General features: G+C 67.2%; 16 protein-coding genes. 4 read left to right on the top strand and 12 right to left on the bottom strand.

Features of this window, described 5'->3' with window-relative positions; all coding sequences use genetic code 11:
* The first annotated feature begins 27 nt into the window (after positions 1 to 27).
* Both E5K04_RS04840 and E5K04_RS04835 read left to right on the top strand, forming a co-directional pair.
* Complete coding sequence (locus E5K04_RS04840) at positions 28 to 951, top strand: ABC transporter substrate-binding protein (protein WP_235844278.1); 924 nt, start codon at positions 28 to 30, stop codon at positions 949 to 951.
* A complete protein-coding gene (locus E5K04_RS04835; protein ID WP_168929158.1) occupies positions 948 to 3,389 on the top strand; it encodes an EAL domain-containing protein in 2,442 nt (813 codons plus the stop codon). The genes E5K04_RS04840 and E5K04_RS04835 overlap by 4 nt, the downstream gene beginning before the upstream one ends.
* A gap of 1 nt (position 3,390) precedes the next feature.
* Here the strand turns inward: E5K04_RS04835 and E5K04_RS04830 are convergent, their stop codons facing one another.
* From E5K04_RS04830 to acnB, 3 genes are all read right to left on the bottom strand, one after another.
* Entirely contained in the window at positions 3,391 to 3,594 is a 204-nt protein-coding gene (locus tag E5K04_RS04830; protein WP_136551842.1) for a DUF2788 domain-containing protein, read from the bottom strand.
* 97 nt (positions 3,595 to 3,691) lie between these two features.
* Entirely contained in the window at positions 3,692 to 5,350 is a 1,659-nt protein-coding gene (gene eptB / locus E5K04_RS04825; protein ID WP_136551759.1) for a kdo(2)-lipid A phosphoethanolamine 7''-transferase, read from the bottom strand.
* Between the two features lie 146 nt (positions 5,351 to 5,496).
* Positions 5,497 to 8,088 (bottom strand): bifunctional aconitate hydratase 2/2-methylisocitrate dehydratase, encoded by a 2,592-nt coding sequence (gene acnB / locus E5K04_RS04820; protein WP_136551758.1) that lies wholly within the window; start codon positions 8,086 to 8,088, stop codon positions 5,497 to 5,499.
* A 143-nt stretch (positions 8,089 to 8,231) separates the two neighbouring features.
* Between acnB and gcvA the strand changes: the two genes are divergently transcribed.
* Positions 8,232 to 9,116, top strand: a complete 885-nt coding sequence (gcvA, locus tag E5K04_RS04815) for a transcriptional regulator GcvA (RefSeq protein ID WP_136551757.1) — start codon at positions 8,232 to 8,234, stop codon at positions 9,114 to 9,116.
* Positions 9,117 to 9,243: 127 nt separating this feature from the next.
* Positions 9,244 to 10,248 (top strand): class 1 fructose-bisphosphatase, encoded by a 1,005-nt coding sequence (locus E5K04_RS04810; RefSeq protein ID WP_136551756.1) that lies wholly within the window; start codon positions 9,244 to 9,246, stop codon positions 10,246 to 10,248.
* Here E5K04_RS04810 and E5K04_RS04805 read toward each other — a convergent pair.
* The 9 genes from E5K04_RS04805 to E5K04_RS04765 all read right to left on the bottom strand — a co-directional run bounded on the left by E5K04_RS04805 (position 10,236) and on the right by E5K04_RS04765 (position 18,552).
* Positions 10,236 to 10,418 (bottom strand): hypothetical protein, encoded by a 183-nt coding sequence (locus E5K04_RS04805; RefSeq protein ID WP_136551755.1) that lies wholly within the window; start codon positions 10,416 to 10,418, stop codon positions 10,236 to 10,238. The genes E5K04_RS04810 and E5K04_RS04805 overlap by 13 nt on opposite strands.
* Positions 10,419 to 10,539: 121 nt before the next feature.
* Positions 10,540 to 11,328 (bottom strand): universal stress protein, encoded by a 789-nt coding sequence (locus E5K04_RS04800; RefSeq protein WP_136551754.1) that lies wholly within the window; start codon positions 11,326 to 11,328, stop codon positions 10,540 to 10,542.
* Positions 11,329 to 11,399: 71 nt separating this feature from the next.
* Positions 11,400 to 12,791 carry a methyl-accepting chemotaxis protein gene (locus E5K04_RS04795; RefSeq protein ID WP_168929157.1) on the bottom strand — a complete coding sequence of 464 codons (1,392 nt, stop codon included), beginning with the start codon at positions 12,789 to 12,791 and terminating at the stop codon, positions 11,400 to 11,402.
* A 175-nt stretch (positions 12,792 to 12,966) separates the two neighbouring features.
* Positions 12,967 to 13,617 carry a flagellar assembly peptidoglycan hydrolase FlgJ gene (gene flgJ / locus E5K04_RS04790; RefSeq protein WP_136551752.1) on the bottom strand — a complete coding sequence of 217 codons (651 nt, stop codon included), beginning with the start codon at positions 13,615 to 13,617 and terminating at the stop codon, positions 12,967 to 12,969.
* A gap of 133 nt (positions 13,618 to 13,750) precedes the next feature.
* On the bottom strand, positions 13,751 to 14,938 hold the full coding sequence (locus E5K04_RS16730) for a glucosaminidase domain-containing protein (protein WP_205700293.1): 1,188 nt from the start codon (positions 14,936 to 14,938) through the stop codon (positions 13,751 to 13,753).
* A gap of 95 nt (positions 14,939 to 15,033) precedes the next feature.
* Positions 15,034 to 15,903 (bottom strand): acetyl-CoA carboxylase, carboxyltransferase subunit beta, encoded by an 870-nt coding sequence (accD, locus tag E5K04_RS04780; RefSeq protein WP_136551751.1) that lies wholly within the window; start codon positions 15,901 to 15,903, stop codon positions 15,034 to 15,036.
* Positions 15,904 to 15,949: 46 nt separating this feature from the next.
* A complete protein-coding gene (gene trpA / locus E5K04_RS04775) occupies positions 15,950 to 16,738 on the bottom strand; it encodes a tryptophan synthase subunit alpha (RefSeq protein ID WP_136551750.1) in 789 nt (262 codons plus the stop codon).
* Positions 16,739 to 16,748: 10 nt separating this feature from the next.
* Positions 16,749 to 17,948, bottom strand: coding sequence for a tryptophan synthase subunit beta (trpB, locus tag E5K04_RS04770; RefSeq protein WP_136551749.1), 1,200 nt, complete (start codon positions 17,946 to 17,948; stop codon positions 16,749 to 16,751).
* Positions 17,935 to 18,552 (bottom strand): phosphoribosylanthranilate isomerase, encoded by a 618-nt coding sequence (locus tag E5K04_RS04765; RefSeq protein ID WP_136551748.1) that lies wholly within the window; start codon positions 18,550 to 18,552, stop codon positions 17,935 to 17,937. Before E5K04_RS04765 ends, trpB begins: the two co-directional genes overlap by 14 nt.
* Positions 18,553 to 18,556: the final 4 nt, after the last annotated feature.

Genomic DNA, 18,556 nt, shown 5'->3' with positions numbered 1-18,556 from the left:
CGTTTGCTCACCGGCTGCGCCTTGGCCGTGCTGTCCGCGGCTTTGCCTGCCTGCGTATCCGAACCGCCGCTCAAGCTGTCGACCCATCCGTGGCCAGGCCACGGCTTCTTGTGGCTGGCCCAGCAACAGGGCGTGCTGGCAGCCGGCGGCGTGCGCCTGATCGAGCTCGCTTCTGCCAGCACCTCGCTGCACGCGCTCTCGGCCGGCATCGTCGACGCGGCGACGCTGACGCTGGACGAGGTGCTGCGCGCGCGCGCCGGCGGCATCCCGCTCACCATCGTGCTGGTGCTCGATAGCTCGGCCGGTGCCGACATGCTCGTCGCCCGCGATAAGGTAGCCGACCTCTCCGCGCTCGCGGGCAAGCGCATCGGCTTCGAGCGCTCGGCAACCGGCGCGCTGATGCTCTCAGGTGTACTCAAGGCAGCCGGGCTATCCGCCGCCGACGTCGAACTGGTCGACGTCGGCATCAACATGCAGGAAGCAGCATGGCGGGCGGGCAAGATCGACGCGGCGATCAGCTACCCGCCGGTTGCCACCCGCCTGATCAAACACGGCGGGCACGTGCTGTTTGACAGCCGCAGCCTGCCGGACACCATCTTCGACGTGGTCGCCGTACGCGAGGAGGCCCTGCTTGCCAAGCCGGCTGCTGTCGCCACGCTGATCGACGCGCACCTGAAGGGCGTCGACAAATGGCGCGGCAGCAATGCATACCAGCAACACATGCTCACCCGCTGGTTGGGGCTGCCGCCTGCCAAGGCACGGCGGATTTTTGACGGGCTCAAGCCATGCGACACGGCGGAGAATCTGCGCCTGCTAGGCGGCACCTCTCCCTTGCTTGCCCAAGTGGCAGACACGCTGGTGTTAAAGCTCGCCGCCGAAAACATCGATGCACGCGCGAACGGCCCGACGCCACTGATCGACGCCACCCATTTCCCCGAGCACGCCCGATGAAACGCCTGCTAACCCTGCGTCTGATCCTGCCCCTGTCAGTCATGTTCGCAGCCACGCTATCCATCTTTGTCGTGTTCGTCGGCGTACGGCAAGCCGAACGGGGCGCCCTGGCTGAAGCCACCGAAGCACATCTGCGCGAGGAAGGCGCCCGCTTCGCCCGCCTCGCCGACGAACTGCGGCTCAGCCGACCTGACCTGCTGCAGTCTGAAATCCTGCTCGCACAGGCGCGGCATGACGACGTGCGCATCGCACTGGTCGACTCCGCAGGCAGCATCCTGCTCGGTGGTCCGAACATGCCCCGAGGCAAGGACGCCGCCGAGGTGCTGCCCGGCTGGGACAGCCGCCGCTTCGAGCGTGCCCGCCAGGGCCTGGAAGCGCAACTCGACCCTGACCCGGCCGCGCGTATCACCCGTATCATGGTGCCCTACCAGATGCCGGCACCGCCCGGCATGATCAGCAACCGCGAAAAGGGCGTGGTCTGGATCAGCCACAACTACCGGACTGAAGAAGCGCAACGGCTGCAGGTCCTGCTGGCAAGACGCCTTGCCGAATGGGGGGGCATGCTGCTGTTCGCCGCGCTGTTGTCATGGTGGCTGCACCGCTACGTCGCCCGCCCGCTGACGACCATCGCCCGCCACGCCGAAAACGCGCATCTGGTCGATGACTACCAGCCGCTGTCCGAGCAAGGCTTCGCTGAGCTGGCCACCCTCGCCCGCGCGCTCAACTCGGGGGTCAGACGCATCCGCCACGACCGCTCGCGTCTGATCGAAAGCAACGAACAGCTCAAACTCGCGCAGCAGGTGTTCGACAGCGCCGCCGAAGGCATCGTGGTCACCGACGCGCAAAGCCGCATCCTCGCCGTCAACCCGGCCTTCTGCGAGATCACCGGCTACAGCGCGGCCGAGGCCGTCGGCCAGAAGCCGTCCATGCTCTCCTCCGGCCGTCAGGACGTCACGTTCTACCGGCTGATGTACGCCGCCCTAGAGCGCGACGGACGCTGGCAAGGGGAACTGTGGAATCGCAGGAAGTGTGGTGAAATCTACCCCGAGTGGATGACCATCCGCGCGCTGCGCGCGCCCGATGGCGGCATCGAACGCTTCGTCGCGCTGTTCAGCGACCAGGGGCTGATCCGCCAGGCGCAGGAAGAGGCGTGGCGCGCCGCCCGGGTCGACGCGCTGACCAGCCTGCCCAACCGCCAGCAACTGATCGAAAAGCTCACCGAAGCGCATGACGACCCGCGTGCGCTGATGCTGCTTAATATCGACCGCTTCAAGGAATTCAACGAAGCGCGCGGCGTCGTCGCCGGCGACGAACTATTGAAGGCGCTGGCCGGACGACTACAGCAGGTCGCCCCGCACGCACTCGTCGCCAGGCTGACCGCAGACGAGTTTGCGATGCTGGAGCGCTCGACCGGACTGCGCGAGGAGGACGAGGCAACCCGCCTGCTGCAGCTGGCGGTCGCACTGCAACAGGCGCTCGGCGACGGCGTGGAAGTGGGAGACGAGACGCTCAGCCTGTCGGTCAGCATCGGCATCGCGCTGGGCGAGGCCGGCGACGACGCGCACGGGCTGATGCTGCACGCGCAGACGGCGCTCAGCCGCGCCCGCGCGCATGGCGGCGGCCAGATCGCGTTCTTCGAACAATCGATGGGCGAACACGCGCGCTCGCGCTATACCCTGCAGCGCGAATTGCGCCACGCGATCAGCGACCAGCAGCTCGAACTCTACCTGCAGCCGCAACTGGACGCCGACGGACGCACCGTCGGCTTCGAGTCGCTGGTGCGCTGGCGCCACCCCGAGCGAGGCCTGGTGCCGCCGGGCGCCTTCATTCCGCTCGCCGAAGAGAGCGACTTGATCGTCGAGATGGACAACTGGGTGCTCGAAGAGAGCGCACGCGCCCTCGCCCGCCTCGCCCGTGCCGGCCTGGCGCAAGGCATCTCGGTCAACCTGAGCCCCCGCCACTTCAGCCAGCCGGGCTTCGTCGACAAGATCCGCGCACTAATCAGGCGCCACGGCTTTGCCGCGCGCCGCCTGACGCTGGAGATCACCGAGGGGCTACTACTGGAAAGCCTGGGCGCCGCGCAGGAGAAGATGGCGAAGCTCAGGCAGGACGGCGTAAGGTTCTCGATCGACGACTTCGGCACCGGCTACTCGTCGCTCGCCTACCTGAAATCCCTGCCGATCGACGAATTGAAGATCGACCAGCGTTTCATCCGTCCGCTGCCGGGCAGCGAGGAAGACATCGCGCTGGTCGACGGCATCGTCTCGATCGCGCGCAGCCTACGCTTCACCGTCGTCGCCGAAGGGGTGGAGACCGCCGAGCAAAGCGCCTGCCTCGCTGGCCACCCGGGCCTGTTGCAGCAAGGCTACCTGCACGGACGGCCGGCGCCGGCCGAGGAATGCCTCGCACGCCTGCTCAGGGCGGGCGTGAACGCCTGAATCAGCGCAACAGCAGGAACTCGACCAGCACGTTCTTGAACACGAAGCCGGTCACGCCGGTGCCCAGCGCCAGGAACAGCACGAAAGTGCCGAAGCGGCCGGCGCCGGACTTCTTGCCCAGGTCCCAGATGATGAAGCCCATGAACAGGATCAGCCCGCCCAACAGGACGACCATCGACAATTGGGTGAATTGTTCTTCGCTCAGCGTGGCAAGGTTCATGGCGTGAAGCACCGCGTGGACAGGTATTGACCTGGATCATACCGCAACGCAGCAGCATGGTCTGCCCCGGCGAGGCCCGCGCTCACGCGCCAGTCCGGCACCAGTTGTTGGCTGCGACAATCCCGCCGTCCGGGGAATGGAACCCCGCACAGCCCAGAATGCTGTCGAACAGCTCTTCGTGGCGCCTGGGCACCGGCTGCTTCGCCAGTTCGCGCAAGCTGGCCAGCCGCGCCCCGCCCGCCGCCGCAAGGTAAGGGTCCGACATCCACACCATCATCGGCACACTGAACTGCTCGGGCGGCGCGACCTCGCGGGGGGTCGCATGGAAATGCATGCCCTCGTCGATCGATTCGCCGTGGTCCGCGGTATAAAACAGCACGGCCTTGCGCCCGCGCAGCGTGTCCAGCACCGACTTCAGGAAGTGGTCGGTATAGAGCAGGCTGTTGTCGTAAGCGTTGATGAGCTCCGCACGCGAGCAGCTGTCGTCGATGTCCGTACACTCGGGCGACCAGCGTGCAAAGGCGCGCGGGTAGCGCTGCGAGTACTGGTAGTGCGACCCCTTGGTGTGCAACACCACAAGATGGCGGCCGTCCGGGTGCGCCTGCAAGGAGCGCTGCAGTTGCGGGACCAGCAACATGTCGTCGACCGGCTTGCCCCGGTTGTCCTTTTCCGCGGCGATCATTTCGCGGAACAGGTAATTGTCTGCGTTCAGGCTGTTGTAGAACCACAGCTCGCTTTGCATCGCGAACAGCTCGGCGCTGAAGCCCAGTGTTTTCAGCGTGGAGAACACGTTCTTTTCACGCAGGGTACGCCCGGCGTCGTCTGCGGCGCCCCCCTCGCGCACGAACATGCAGCGCAGGGACAGCTTGGTCGCGGTATCGCAGGCGCGCCCGTCAAACAGCACGAGGTTGGGCTCCCTCGCCATATTGCGCATGGTTTCACGTCCGTACCCCAGCGCACCGACGTGGTCCGCGCGCGCGGTCTCGCCGATCACGAAGACAATCGTCACGTCCTCAAGCGCAGGCTCTGACAGGTAAGTGAAGCGCCGCGCGGGCTCGAAGAGCCGTTCGCTTGCCCGCTGCTCGGCCACCCGGTTGTAGGCGACCATGCCCAAGCCCGCGACCCAGTTCACCGGTAGGTAGCTATGCGCAACCACCCCCGCCGCGCTGGGCAGGTCGGCATGCAGGCTGCGCCCGGCTTCCGCCCGCGCCTCGATCACCTTCAGCGGAATCACCGCCGCCAGCAATGCAAAGGAGAGCCTGCCAAGCACAGGCCAACGCCTGCGCCGGCAACGGACGGCGTGCCAGAACGTCGAGGTCAGCGCGACCCGCCACAACAGCACGACAACCGGCAGCGCGGTGGCCAGCAGCCAGAGCAGGAAGTCCGCGCCGACCGACTCTCTGGACAGGTCGATGTCGGTCGTCAGCACGGACGCCATCACGCCGTAACCGATCACCACGTCAAACAGGGTCATGTAGTAGGCGGCCGCCGCCGAGAACAGCACCATCAGCGTCGCACCGGCGCGCCACAGCATCGAGCCGCCCAGCGAGAGGATGCCCAGCAGCAGGTAGCTGATGGCGACCATGCTCACCGCCTCCAGCGCCACGCCAGGCAAGGCGGCCGCCCCCTCCCCGCCGAAGAGGCGGCGGATGAAGACGTCCAGGTTGAGCAGGCCGCCGATATAGAGCGCCAGCCACAGGGAAACCGCGGATTCGGAAAGGGCGGGCGCAGGAAGCTTCATTGGATGGCAAGCCGTCGCGAGCGTCAGGGCCGCCATGCTAGCACGAAATGCCAATAGGATTTCAAGCGTCACTACCGACCGCACAGCCAGACCGCAGGTACAAAAAAACCCCGCCATCAGGCGGGGTTGTCCTGCTGACTTCCGGCTTACACCAAGACCGTCTTCGCCTCTTCCACGTATTCCTGGATCTGGTCGAAGTTCAGGTACTTGTACACCTCGGCGCCCTTCTCATTGATGATGCCGATGTTGGACTGGTACTCCTCGACCGACGGGATCTTGCCCAGCTTCGAGCAGATCGCCGCGAGTTCGGCCGAGCCCAGGTACACGTTGGTGTTCTTGCCCAGACGGTTCGGGAAGTTGCGGGTCGAGGTCGACATCACGGTCGCGCCTTCGCGCACCTGCGCCTGGTTACCCATGCACAGCGAGCAGCCCGGCATTTCCATGCGCGCGCCGGCGCGGCCGAGCACGCCGTAGTGGCCTTCCTCGGTCAGTTGCTTGGCGTCCATCTTGGTCGGCGGGGCCACCCACAGGCGCACCGGGATGTCCTGCTTGCCTTCCAGCAGCTTGGACGCCGCGCGGAAGTGGCCGATGTTGGTCATGCACGAGCCGATGAACACTTCGTCGATCTTGGTGCCGGCAACTTCGGACATGAACTTCACGTCGTCCGGGTCGTTCGGGCAGGCGACGATCGGCTCCTTGATGTCGGCCAGATCGATCTCGATCACCGCGGCGTACTCGGCATCGACGTCGGCCTTCAGCAGTTCACCCTGCTCGATCCACGTTTCCATCGCCTTGATGCGGCGCTCGAGGGTGCGCGCGTCCTGGTAGCCTTCGGCGATCATCCACTTCATCAGCGTGATGTTGGAGCGCATGTACTCGACGACCGGCGCCTTGTTCAGCGCGATCGCGCAGGCTGCGGCCGAACGCTCGGCGGCGGCGTCGGACAGCTCGAACGCCTGCTCGACCTTGAGGTCGGGCAGACCCTCGATCTCGAGGATGCGGCCGGAGAAGATGTTCTTCTTGCCGGCCTTGGCGACGGTCAGCAGGCCCTGCTTGATCGCGTAGAGCGGGATCGCGCCGACCAGGTCACGCAGGGTGACGCCCGGCTGCAGCTGGCCCTTGAAGCGCACCAGCACCGACTCGGGCATGTCGAGCGGCATCACGCCGGTGGCGGCGGCGAACGCCACCAGGCCGGAGCCTGCCGGAAAGGAGATGCCGATCGGGAAGCGGGTGTGGCTGTCGCCGCCGGTGCCGACGGTGTCCGGCAGCAGCAGGCGGTTGAGCCAGCTGTGGATCACGCCGTCGCCCGGGCGCAGGGACACGCCGCCGCGGGTGCTGATGAAGGCCGGCAGATCCTTGTGCATGCGCACGTCGACCGGCTTCGGATACGCCGCGGTGTGGCAGAACGACTGCATCACGAGGTCGGCCGAGAAGCCCAGGCACGCCAGGTCTTTCAGTTCGTCGCGGGTCATCGGGCCGGTGGTGTCCTGCGAGCCGACGGTGGTCATCTTAGGCTCGCAGTAGGTGCCCGGGCGCACGCCCTGGCCTTCGGCGAGGCCGCAGGCGCGGCCGACCATCTTCTGCGCCAGGCTGAAACCCTTGCCGGAGTCGGCCGGCTGCTTGGGCAGGCGGAACTCGGTGGACGCGGCAAGGCCAAGCGCCTCGCGTGCCTTGGCGGTCAGGCCACGGCCGATGATCAGGTTGATGCGGCCGCCGGCGCGTACTTCGTCGAGCAGCACTTCACTCTTGAGCGCGAAGTCGGCGATCTTCTCGCCGGCCTTCTCGACCTTGCCTTCATACGGGTAGATGTCGATCACGTCGCCCATCTCCATCCTGGAGACGTCGACTTCGATCGGCAGCGCGCCCGAGTCTTCCTGCGTGTTGAAGAAGATCGGCGCGATCTTGCCGCCCAGGCACACGCCGCCGAAGCGCTTGTTCGGCACGAAGGGGATATCCTCGCCGGTCGCCCAGATCACGCTGTTGGTCGCGCTCTTGCGGCTGGAGCCGGTGCCGACCACGTCGCCGACGTAGGCGACCAGGTGGCCCTTCTGCTTCAGATCTTCGATGAACTGGATCGGGCCGCGCTTGCCGTCTTCTTCCGGCTTGAACGCCGCGTCCGGACGGGTGTTCTTCAGCATCGCCAGGTAGTGCATCGGGATGTCCGGGCGGGTGGTCGCGTCCGGTGCCGGCGACAAGTCGTCGGTGTTGGTCTCGCCCGGCACCTTGAACACGGTAACGGTGATCTTCTGCTGCACGGCCGGACGGCTGGTGAACCACTCGGCGTTCGCCCAGGATTCGACGACTTCACGCGCGTGGGCGTTGCCCTTGTCCATCTTCTCCTTCACGTCGTGGAAGGAATCGAACATCAACAGGGTCTTCTTCAGGCCGGCCGCGGCGACGGCAGCCACCGCCTCGTCGTCCAGCAGGTCGACCAGCGGCTGGATGTTGTAGCCGCCGAGCATGGTACCCAACAGTTCGGTCGCCTGCGCGCGGGACAGCAGCGGCGTCGCGACCGAGCCTTCGGCGACGGCAGCCAGGAACGAAGCCTTGACCTTGGCCGCGTCGTCGACGCCCGGCGGCACGCGATGCGTGATCAGCTCGACCAGGAAGTCCTCTTCGCCGGCCGGCGGGTTCTTGATCAGTTCGACCAGGTCGGCGGTCTGCTTGGCGGACAGGGGCAGCGGCGGGATGCCCAGCTGTGCGCGTTCGGCGACGTGCTGGCGGTAGGCTTCGAGCATGGTTCTTACCTTTGCGTTTGTTGATTTGACTTGGGCGGCGGACGCACCACCGCGCTTTACGACACGGGCCTTAGCGTAACGCCAGCGACCCCGCTAAGACAAAGGATTATTCGCCACAGCATCTGTGAGTTAAACTCACAAGCATGAACACCTACCCACCGCTGAACGCCCTGCGCGTATTCGAGGCTGCGGCAAGGCTGGAGAGCTTTTCCGCCGCCGCCGAAGAGCTGTTCGTCACCCATGGCGCTGTGAGCAAGCAGATCAGGCAGCTGGAGGAATGGCTGGGGACCACGCTGTTCGCGCGCAGCGGCGGCCGGGTGCGCCTGACCGACGCCGGCTGGCGCTACCTCGTACAGGTGCAGGACGGCCTCGACCTGATCGCCAACGCGACCAGCCAGCTGAGAAACGCTGACCGCCCGCGCCGGCTAACCGTCAACTCGACGCCGACTTTCGCCATGTTCTGGCTGATGCCGCGCCTCCACCGCTTTCGCGCGCGCCACCCCGAGGTCGAACTGCACCTGATGAGCTCTGACCGCGACATCAGCCGGCTCGACACCCCGTTCGACATCGCGATCCGCCGCGGCCCGGGCGACTGGCCCGGCCACATCGCCAAGCCCTTCCTCGCCGAACACGAACTGCCGCTGATCCACCCGCGCCTCGCCGCCGGGCAGCCCATCCGCCACGCGGCCGACCTCGCCCGCCACACGCTGCTGTACGCCGACACCCGGCCGACTGCGTGGCAGCGCTGGCTGACGCTCGCCGGCGTCCCCGAACTCAATCCGCAGCGCACGCTGCACTTCGACCGCTTCTCGTTCGCGCTGCAGGCGGCCGCCGAAGGCCTGGGCGTGGTGCTCGGCCCGCTGCCGCTGGCCAGGCGGCTGATCGACGCGGGCATGCTCGTCGCGCCGCTGACAGGTCCCGAGATGCCGGTGCGCGGCTATTGCTGGGTCGCGCCGCGCGCGGCGAGCCACGACGCGGCCGCCGGCGCGTTCTGCCACTGGCTGGAAGAAGAGGCGGCGGCCGGCTGAACACCAGCCACGCGGCACGCATCAAACAAGGCCGCCAAGCTGCCGGCTGTCATCACAAGGGGCGCTTGCCGTATAATCGCGCGCAAACGGGCGCCAGGCCCGCGCCACCCAGACCCAAGGACCTCCGATGAGCCGCACTTCCCTCTCCCGCTTTTTGATCGAGCAACAACGCGAGGCCGGCGCGCTGCCGCCCGACTTGCGCCACCTGATCGAGACCATCGCCCGCGCGTGCAAGGCGATCTCGCACTCGGTGAACAAGGGCGCGCTCGCCGGCATCCTGGGCGAGGCCGGCACCGGCAACGTGCAGGGCGAGGCGCAGAAGAAACTCGACGTGATCGCCAACGACGTACTGCTGGAAGCCAACGAATGGGGCGGCAACCTCGCCGCGATGGCGTCCGAAGAGATGGAACTGCCGTACTCGATCCCGGACGGCCTGCCGCGCGGCCGCTACCTGCTGCTGTTCGACCCGCTGGACGGCTCGTCCAACATCGACGTCAACATCTCGGTCGGCACCATCTTCTCGGTGCTCGAATGCCCCGAATCGGTCACCGGCCACCCGACCGAAGCGGACTTCCTGCAGCCGGGCACCCGCCAGGTCGCCGCCGGCTACACCGTGTATGGCCCGCAGACCATGCTGGTGCTGACCTTCGGCAACGGCGTGTACGGCTTCACGCTGGACCGCGAACAAGGCGGCTTCGTGCTCACCCACCCGCAGATGAAGGTACCGGCAGCGACCGGCGAATTCGCGATCAACATGTCTAACATGCGGCACTGGGAAGCGCCGGTCAAACGCTACGTCGACGAATTGCTCGCCGGCAAGACCGGGCCGCTGAACAAGGACTACAACATGCGCTGGGTCGCGTCGATGGTCGCCGAGGTGCACCGCATCCTGACCCGCGGCGGCATCTTCATGTACCCGAAGGACGCGCGCGACCCGGCCAAGCCCGGCAAGCTGCGCCTGATGTACGAAGGCAACCCGATGGCCTTCATCGTCGAGCAGGCAGGCGGCCTGGCGACCAACGGCCACCAGCGCATCATGGAGATCGAGCCGTCCAAACTGCACGAGCGCGTCGCGGTGTTCCTGGGTTCGCGCGAGGAAGTCGAGCGCGTCACCGCCTATCACCGCGGCTGATCGTCCGCCCTGGCGGAACCCACCTGAGGGGACGCGGCGGCGTCCCCTTTGCCCGGGCACGGCTGCGCGGCCAGTGCCAGACGCCTGAGCAGGGCCCACAGGCAGAGCTGCACGCACAAGAACAGCAGGCAAGCCAGCAACAGCTTGAGCAGGACCATCGGCTCCGGCATCGGGCACCTCTTCGTCTGCGTTCGACGGTACCCCCACGATAACCTCGTCCGCGCAGCCTGCCCTAGGCTGCCATGCCCCAAAACGGGCGACCACAGGGCTTTTGTGGTTTTTATGCCTGTTTCAGGGCACCAGCAGCAAGGCGCGATCACCGTGCAGCAGGCGCTGGCAGGTCGACCCGGTCAGCGCGCGGCGCCAACCGTGCCGGCCGCGCACCCCCAGCACCAGCAAACTCGGGTCCAGCGCCTGCGCCTCGGCCTCGATCTGGGCGGCGGGGTGCCCGCCCAAGGGGCGGGTCACGCATTGAGCGGCGAGCGCGTGCGAGGCGAGATAGCGTGCAGCCACACCCACATCCGCCTCGGCGTCCGCCCCCAGCGACAGCAGGGTGACGCCTGCACTCCCTAAACCCAGCCACAGCACCTGCTGCAGCGCGCGCGCGCTGGCGCCCCCCCCGTCGTACGCGATGAGCACCGGCCCCGTTCCCTGCCGCCCCGCCAGCAGGCAGGGCCGGCTCGCGTCCTCCAGATAATGCGGCAAGAAGCGCAGGGTCGCGGCGCCGCGCTCGAGGACGACCATGTCGCAGGCTGCTTCGGCTGCGGACAGCAGCTCAAGCGGGTGGGCGGTCTCGACGTCGCGCGCCGTGAACGCCAGCCCCGCCGCCTGTGCTTCCTGGGCGACAGCCGCCGACAGCGCGTGCGCGTGGCGCCATGCGTCGTCTTCTTCCTGATGGGTAAACAGCGCCGTCACCGAAGCCTCGGCACCGGAGAGGCGCGACGAGGCGTCCAGCAGCACCACGACGTCGAGCCCGGCCGCGCGCGCACGCGCGAACGCGAGCGCCTGGCCTCGGGCCTGCGCTCGCGCGTCGAATGAAGAGGGATGGGCTTGCAGCAACAACAGTACGCGGCCGGGCATGGCAGCCTCCTTGCCTTGCAGGGGATGCCCCCGCTATAGGCTGCGCCCAGCCGCGCCGCCAGCCGCGCCGCTTACAGGCCGGTGAGGTGGCTGAAGTTGACGTCGGCCTCGATCACGCCGATCAGCGTGCCCTGGCGGTCTTTCAGCGGAGCAGACACGGTGAAGCAGTATTCGTTGGTGTCGACCGAACGGTACAGGTCGGAGACGACCACGTCATCCGCCGCGACGGCGTCGCGGAACCAGCTGCGATCGCTCCAGTTGTTCTTGCGGCCGTCCGCGTCGAAATGCCCCGGCGCGACGTCCGCGCTCAGCTGGCGGCCGTTGCGGTCGGTCACGCACACCATCTCGATCGCGCCCTGCGCGCGGCACAGCTCGACCAGCCGGCGGTCGATGTCGTCCGCCTCGATCCGCTCGAGGCGCCACGCGTCGATCACGCCCTCGATCATGCGGCGGCACTGCTGGTGCCCCTCGAAACGGAAGCGGCCGAGCGCGGACAGCAACTGGTCGCTGCGCTCGCGCACCTGCCCCGCGCTTTGCGAGAGCGCGTGCGCGTCGGCCAGTTGCGCCTCGCTTTCGCTGGCGACGGCGCCGATGCGGCTGGCGATGCCGGACACCTTCTCGCTCTGCGCGCCGCTCGCCTCGGCGATCGCGTGCACATGGCCGATCAGGGTACCGATATCGGCGGCGGCCGCCTCGACGGCAGTCCCGGCAGTCGACGACAGCTCGACGCCGCGCTCGACCAGGTGCGCCATTTTGTCGGCGGTCTCGCCCGACTCGCCGACCTGCTGCTGGATCGTCGCCAGCAGGGTCTCGACATTCTGCGTCGCCTGCATGGTCTGGTCGGCCAGCTTGCGCACCTCGTCGGCGACCACCGCGAAACCGCGGCCCTGCTCGCCCGCACGCGCCGCTTCGATTGCCGCGTTCAGCGACAGCAGGCGGGTACGGTCGGCGATCTGCTTGATCAGCTCGACCACCTCGCCGATCGACAAGGAGCTCTCGCGCAGCGCCTTCATCTGCACCGTCAGGGCCGCCGTACTCTCGCCGATCGCCTGCACCTGGCGGCTATTCTCCGCACCGTCCTCGCGCGCCTTGGCGACAGCCCCGGCGACCTGGCCGGAAAACGCGGACGCCTCGGCCGCGCCTTCGGCGATCGACTGCACGGTTTGCGCGAGGGCTGCGCTCGCCTCCGCAATCGCCTGCGCGCCCTGCTGCTGCGACTGCGCGCGCGCCTCAAGCTTGCCGGCCAGTGCCGAGAGTGCCGGCGCCTGGCGCGAGAGCTGGATGGCGGCGCCGACCGCCTTGCCGACGGCGTCGGCAAAACCCTTGATCCAGCCGTTGATCAGGCGGCCGGTGTCGGCAAGGCTGCCTTGCTCGGCCAGGCGCAGCGTCAGGTCGTAGCCTTCGCGGGCGGCCTGGGCCATCGGTTGCAGAAATGCCTTGAGGGTGCGGTGGCGGTAGAACATGGTCAAGGTCTCCGGCTGCGCCCTGACGGGCGTCATTAGATCCAAAATATGTAGATATTATTATCCACTTATAAAAAGAAGCGGGTTTTATATTAAGGATCTTTGACGCTCGACAAATTCTCGCTGCGAAGCGCCCGGCTGGGTTCTACCCGGCGCGGAGCACTACTGACCGCGCTTAAGCGCTCAACTTGTCGCTTGCGCGCGCGACCTTGCGCGCGACGTTGGCAAACTTGCTGACATAGCGCGGGTCGGTCGCGTAGCCGCCCTTCTGCAGGCCGCGCGCGAAACCCTGCGCGTTGTCCCCCTGTCCGAGTGCCTTGCTGTAGCGGCCATTTTGCTTGAGCAGGCGCGCGTAGTCGGCGAAAGCCTCCTCGTACGAGGTGTACGCACGGAAAGTCTCGACCTTCTTCACGCGGCGGCCGCCCTCATACTCGGTGGTGCGGACCTTCACGGTGTCGCCGTCCCAGTTGCTGTACGCCTTGACGCTGAACAGGTTGTGGCTGTTGCGCCCGTCCGGCAGCAGGATGGGCTTCTTGCCCCAACCACTCTCAAGCCCGGCGTGCGCGATGATCAGTTCGGGGTCGACCCCCAGGTGCTCGGCAGCCTCGGCCGCGTGCGGCAGCATGCGTTCGGTGAACGCGCCGATCGGGTCTGCGGAAAAATCGAAGACGGCCGGCTTGGCGGGCGCCGCTTCCGCCAGCGCTTCGCTGGCCGTGGCCTTGAGCTGGCCGCTGGAAGCCGCCTGGTCGGACGGCAAGGAGGTCTGGCTGCCACAGGCAGCCAGCAGGGAAATGAGGCAGAACGGAAGGAAGAAACGCTGACGCAAACCTGCTCCTGTCTAACCCTGACGAACGGGTGGGTGGAAAGGGGGCGCATCTTAGCGCAAGCGCCTGCATCATTGCAAGCGCTCACTTGTACGCAAATCGTTGATATTAATAGATATTCATATATAAACCCTATCAAACAGGCGCTTCACCCCGGTCCGGCGCACTGCTTTCGGGCAAGGCCAAGCCCTTCAGGAAACCGCTGACCCGCACCAGTTTTTCTACATAGGCAGGGTCTGTCGCGTAGCCGCCGCGGCGCAACGCGCAGGCAAACTGCCGCTCGTCATCCCCGGCGCCCAACACGCCCTGATAGCGGGTGAGTCCCGCGAGCAGGCGCGCGTAGTCGTCGAAGGCGTCGGTGTACGAATCGTACGCGCGAAAGCGCTCGACGCGCTTGACAGGCCGGCCACGCAGATACTCGGTGGTCAGGATGTCGACCGTCCGGCCCTGCCACGCCGGCGTCGCCTTCAGGCTGAACAGGTTGAAACTGTCCTCGCCGTCGGCCGAGCGGATCGGCTGGCTGCCCCAACCGCTCTCCAGCGCCGCGTGCGCGACGACAAGCCGTGGCGAGACGCCGAGCGACTCGGCCGCTGGCGCCGCCATCGGCAGCATCCGGCTGGCGAAAGCGTGCTGCACCGACCCCGCATCGCCAGTGGCGGGAATCCGCGGCGACTGGCAGCCGGCCAGCATCATGAAAGAGAGCAGGAAAAGCGCCGTCAGCGCCGGCCGGCGCACGGACGACGCCGGCAGCAAGCGCCACGCCGCCACCAGCATGCCCAGCGCCATGCCCAGCTCGAACACTTCCTCGAAACCCCAAAGGTAAGGCATCAGGCTCGCGGGGGCAGCGCCGAACAGCTTGTCCCACTTGTCGCCCAACTGCCCGAGCACGCCAAGACTCAGGGCGCCGGCCAGCCAGAAGGCGGCGGCATCCCCACGCCCCAGAGAGGCCAGCCAGTCCGGCAGGGCCCGCACAAGTTTGTAAAGCGCGTAAAGCGTCGCCACCAGCAGCAGCGCGGCACTGCATCTGAGAGTCAGCGGCAGTGCATCGTTCAGGTAATACGCAGGCGAGAGCCCGCTGCCGCCGAGCAAAGCCGAGCGTAGCCCCGCCTCGCGCACCGCCAGGTGCACCAGCAGCAAGGCCGCCGGCCAGTAGCAGGCGAGCCGGCCCCGCCCCTGCCACAGCAGCCAGCAGGCGGCGAATAGGTAAGAGAGCGCCGACAGCGATTCGACCGGCCCGTCTTCCTGCAGCAGCGCCAGGTGCAAGGGCGAGGGCAAGGCGCCGGCCAGCAGCGCGGCGCCCGCCAGGATGACAGTAAAGATCAAAAACCTGAATGAATTTTCTCTTGGCATTTTTTAACCCTGATAAACGCAAAATGCCGCCCGGCTTACGCCGGGCGGCATGATTGGATCAACGAAGCTCAAGCCAGCGCTGGCTCGCGCAGCATCAGCGTCGACAGTTCGGCGATACGCCGCTTGAGTTCACGGCGGTCGACGATCATGTCGACGGCACCCTTCTCCAGCAGGAATTCGGCGCGCTGGAAGCCCTCGGGCAGCGTCTCGCGCACGGTTTGCTCGATCACGCGCGGACCGGCGAAGCCGACCAGCGCCCTGGGCTCGGCGATCACGACGTCGCCCAGGAAGGCGAACGACGCGGACACCCCGCCCATGGTCGGGTCGGTCAGCACCGAGATGAACGGCAGCTTCGCCTGCGTCAGCAGGTCGAGCGCCGCGCTGGTCTTGGCCATCTGCATCAGCGAATTGAGGCCTTCCTGCATGCGCGCACCGCCGGACGCAGCCACGCAGACAAACGGCGCACGCGCGTCGACGGCGGCTCGCACGCCGCGCACGAAGCGCTCGCCGACCACCGATCCCATCGAGCCGCCGATGAAGCGGAACTCGAACGCGGCGACCACCGCCGGCATCGCATCGATGCTGCCCTGCATCACCACCAGTGCGTCATCCTCGCCGGTCGATGCGCGCGCCGCGGACAGGCGGTCCGGGTACTTCTTGCTATCCTTGAACTTCAGGATGTCGATCGGGCGCACTTCGGCACCGATCTCGCGCCGACCTTCGGCGTCCAGCAGCATGTCAAGGCGTGCGCGGGCGCCCAGCGGGTTGTGGTGGTTGCACTTCGGGCAGACCTGCAGGTTGTTCTCGAGGTCGGTGTGGTACAACACGGCCTCGCAGGCCGGGCACTTGCTCCACAGCCCCTCGGGGACGGTGGACGTCTTGTCACTGCGGTTTTCCCGCTTGATTTTCGGCGGCAACAGCTTGTTAAGCCAGCTCATCGGGATTCCTTGTCGGACCGGGCGCGACCGCGCCCGGACGGGTGTTCTAGCGGATGGCGGCCTTCAGCGAGGCCACCAGGATCTTCAACTGCTCTGCGGCAGTTTCCTGTGTAGCCGCCTCGATTTCCTGCACCAGCCGGCTGCCGACGATGATCGCGTCGGCGGCCGTGGACAGCGCACGCGCCGTTTCGGCGTCGCGGATACCGAAACCGACGCCGATCGGCAGCGTGATGTGCCGTCTGAGGGCGGCAATTTTACCTGCTACCGCGTCAATGTCCAGATTGCCGGCGCCGGTCACCCCGTTCAGCGACACGTAGTAGACGTAGCCGGTGGCGTGGCGGGCGATCTCGGCGACGCGTTCTTCGGTCGTCGTCGGCGCGATCAGGAACACCGGGTCCAGCCCCTCGCCCTTGAGCGCGCCGGCGAGCTCGCCCGCCGCGTGCGGCGGGCAGTCGACGGTCAGCACGCCGTCGACACCGGCACACGCCGAGTCAGCGGCAAAACGGGCAAAGCCGTAACGCAGCACCGGGTTCAGGTAGCCCATCAGCACGACCGGCGTCGTGCCGTTGTCCTTGCGGAATTCGGCGACCATCGCGAGCACGTCGGACAGCGAGACGCCGTGCGCGAGCGCGCGCTCGGACGCGCGCTGGATCACCGGGCCGTCGGCCATCGGGTCGGAGAACGGCACGCCAAGCTCGATGATGTCGGCGCCGCCGGCAACCAGCGCGTGCATCAGCGCCACCGTGCGCGACGGGTGCGGGTCACCCGCGGTGATGAAAGGGATCAGCGCCTTGGCGCCGGAAAGTTGTTCGAAACAGGCTGAGATACGCGACACGCTCGTCCCCTTACAGCGTGATGCCGGCAAGCCCGGCGACGGTATTGATGTCCTTGTCGCCGCGGCCGGACAGGTTGACCAGGATCACCTGGTCCTTGCCCATCGCCGGCGCGGCCTTGGCCGCCCACGCCAGCGCGTGGCTGGACTCGAGCGCCGGGATGATGCCCTCGTAGTGGCAGCAGTCGTGGAAGGCGGCGAGCGCCTCGGTATCGGTGACCGCGGTGTACTCGGCGCGGCCGCTGTCCTTCAGATGGCTGTGCTCGGGGCCGACGCCCGGGTAGTCGAGGCCGGCGGACACCGAATGCGTCTCGATCACCTGGCCGTTCTCGTCCTGCATCAGGTAGCTCTTGAAGCCGTGCAGCACGCCGACGCTGCCGGCAGACAGGGGCGCCGCGTGGCGGCCGGTCTCGACGCCGTCCCCGCCCGCCTCGACGCCGATGAGGCGCACGCCGTCGACCGGGATATACGGGTAGAACATGCCGATCGCGTTGGAGCCGCCGCCGACGCAGGCGACGACGACGTCCGGCTGGCGGCCGATCGCCTCGGGCATCTGCACGCGGGCCTCCTCGCCGATCACCGACACGAAGTCGCGCACCAACATCGGGTACGGGTGCGGGCCGGCGGCGGTGCCCAGGATGTAGAAGGTCGAGTCGACGTTGGTCACCCAGTCGCGCATCGCCTCGTTCAGCGCGTCCTTCAGCGTCTTCGAGCCGCTTTCGACCGGCACCACTTTGGCGCCCAAGAGCTTCATCCGGTACACATTGGGCGACTGGCGCTTGACGTCCTCGGCGCCCATATACACCACGCACTCCATGCCGTAGCGCGCGGCGACCGTCGCGGTGGCGACGCCGTGCTGGCCGGCGCCCGTCTCGGCGATCACCCGCTTCTTGCCCATGCGCCGCGCGAGCAGCGCCTGGCCGATCGCATTGTTGATCTTGTGCGCGCCGGTATGGTTGAGGTCCTCGCGCTTGAGCCAAATCTGCGCGCCGCCGAGCATCTCCGACCAGCGGCGGGCGTGGTAGACCGGGCTTGGCCGGCCGACGTAATGCTTGAGCTCGTAGTGGAACTCCTGCCAGAACAGGGGGTCGGCCTTGGCCTTGCCGTATTCGGCCTTGAGATCATCCAGCGCGGCCATCAGCGTCTCGGCGACAAACACGCCGCCGTGCTCGCCGAAATAGCCCCGTGCGTCGGGCAGATCATAGCGATCCATGTCTTGCTCCTGAAATGAAGGCTGCCATGCGGGCAGCGTCCTTGATGCCTTTGGCCGACTCCACGCCGCTGGAGACGTCGACGGCCGCCACCGCTACCGTCCGCACGGCGTCTTCGACGTTGTCCGGGCCCAAGCCGCCTGAGAGGATCAGCGGCAGCGGCAGGTCCGGCGGGATCAGCGACCAGTCAAAACTTGTTCCGGTGCCGCCGTGCACGCCCTCGACGAAGGCGTCGGCCAGCAGCGCGCGTGCACCGGCGTAGCGGCGCGCGGCGGCGGTGAGGTCCGCCGAGTCCTTCACGCGCACCGCCTTGAGATACGGGCGCTTGAACGACGCGCAAAATTCGGGGGTCTCCTCGCCGTGGAACTGCAGCATGTCGAGCGCGCATTCGGCGAGCACGGTATCGACCCACTCGCGCGTCGCGTCGACGAACAGGCCGACCACGGTCACGAAAGGCGGCAGCGCGGCGATGATCGCCGAGGCGCGCGCGATCGACACGTTGCGCGGGCTCTTCGGATAGAACACGAGGCCGATGGCGTCGACGCCGAGGCGCGCCGCCTCGACGCCGTCCTCGACGCGGGTGATCCCGCAAATTTTCACGCGCACCTTA

Source organism: Crenobacter intestini (genome assembly GCF_004919095.1).
Classification (GTDB): Bacteria; Pseudomonadota; Gammaproteobacteria; order Burkholderiales; family Chromobacteriaceae; genus Craterilacuibacter; species Craterilacuibacter intestini.
The sequence above is the reverse complement of the archived record's forward strand: the minus strand, read 5'-3'. Positions and strand labels throughout refer to the sequence as shown.

Coding starts and splice junctions, on each gene's coding strand:
- E5K04_RS04835 (WP_168929158.1), top strand. CDS start 948: ATGAAACGCCTGCTAACCCTGCGTCTGATCCTGCCCCTGTCAGTCATG.
- eptB (WP_136551759.1), bottom strand. CDS start 5,350: ATGAAGCTTCCTGCGCCCGCCCTTTCCGAATCCGCGGTTTCCCTGTGG.
- acnB (WP_136551758.1), bottom strand. CDS start 8,088: ATGCTCGAAGCCTACCGCCAGCACGTCGCCGAACGCGCACAGCTGGGC.
- gcvA (WP_136551757.1), top strand. CDS start 8,232: ATGAACACCTACCCACCGCTGAACGCCCTGCGCGTATTCGAGGCTGCG.
- E5K04_RS04810 (WP_136551756.1), top strand. CDS start 9,244: ATGAGCCGCACTTCCCTCTCCCGCTTTTTGATCGAGCAACAACGCGAG.
- E5K04_RS04805 (WP_136551755.1), bottom strand. CDS start 10,418: ATGCCGGAGCCGATGGTCCTGCTCAAGCTGTTGCTGGCTTGCCTGCTG.
- E5K04_RS04800 (WP_136551754.1), bottom strand. CDS start 11,328: ATGCCCGGCCGCGTACTGTTGTTGCTGCAAGCCCATCCCTCTTCATTC.
- E5K04_RS04795 (WP_168929157.1), bottom strand. CDS start 12,791: ATGTTCTACCGCCACCGCACCCTCAAGGCATTTCTGCAACCGATGGCC.
- accD (WP_136551751.1), bottom strand. CDS start 15,903: ATGAGCTGGCTTAACAAGCTGTTGCCGCCGAAAATCAAGCGGGAAAAC.
- trpB (WP_136551749.1), bottom strand. CDS start 17,948: ATGGATCGCTATGATCTGCCCGACGCACGGGGCTATTTCGGCGAGCAC.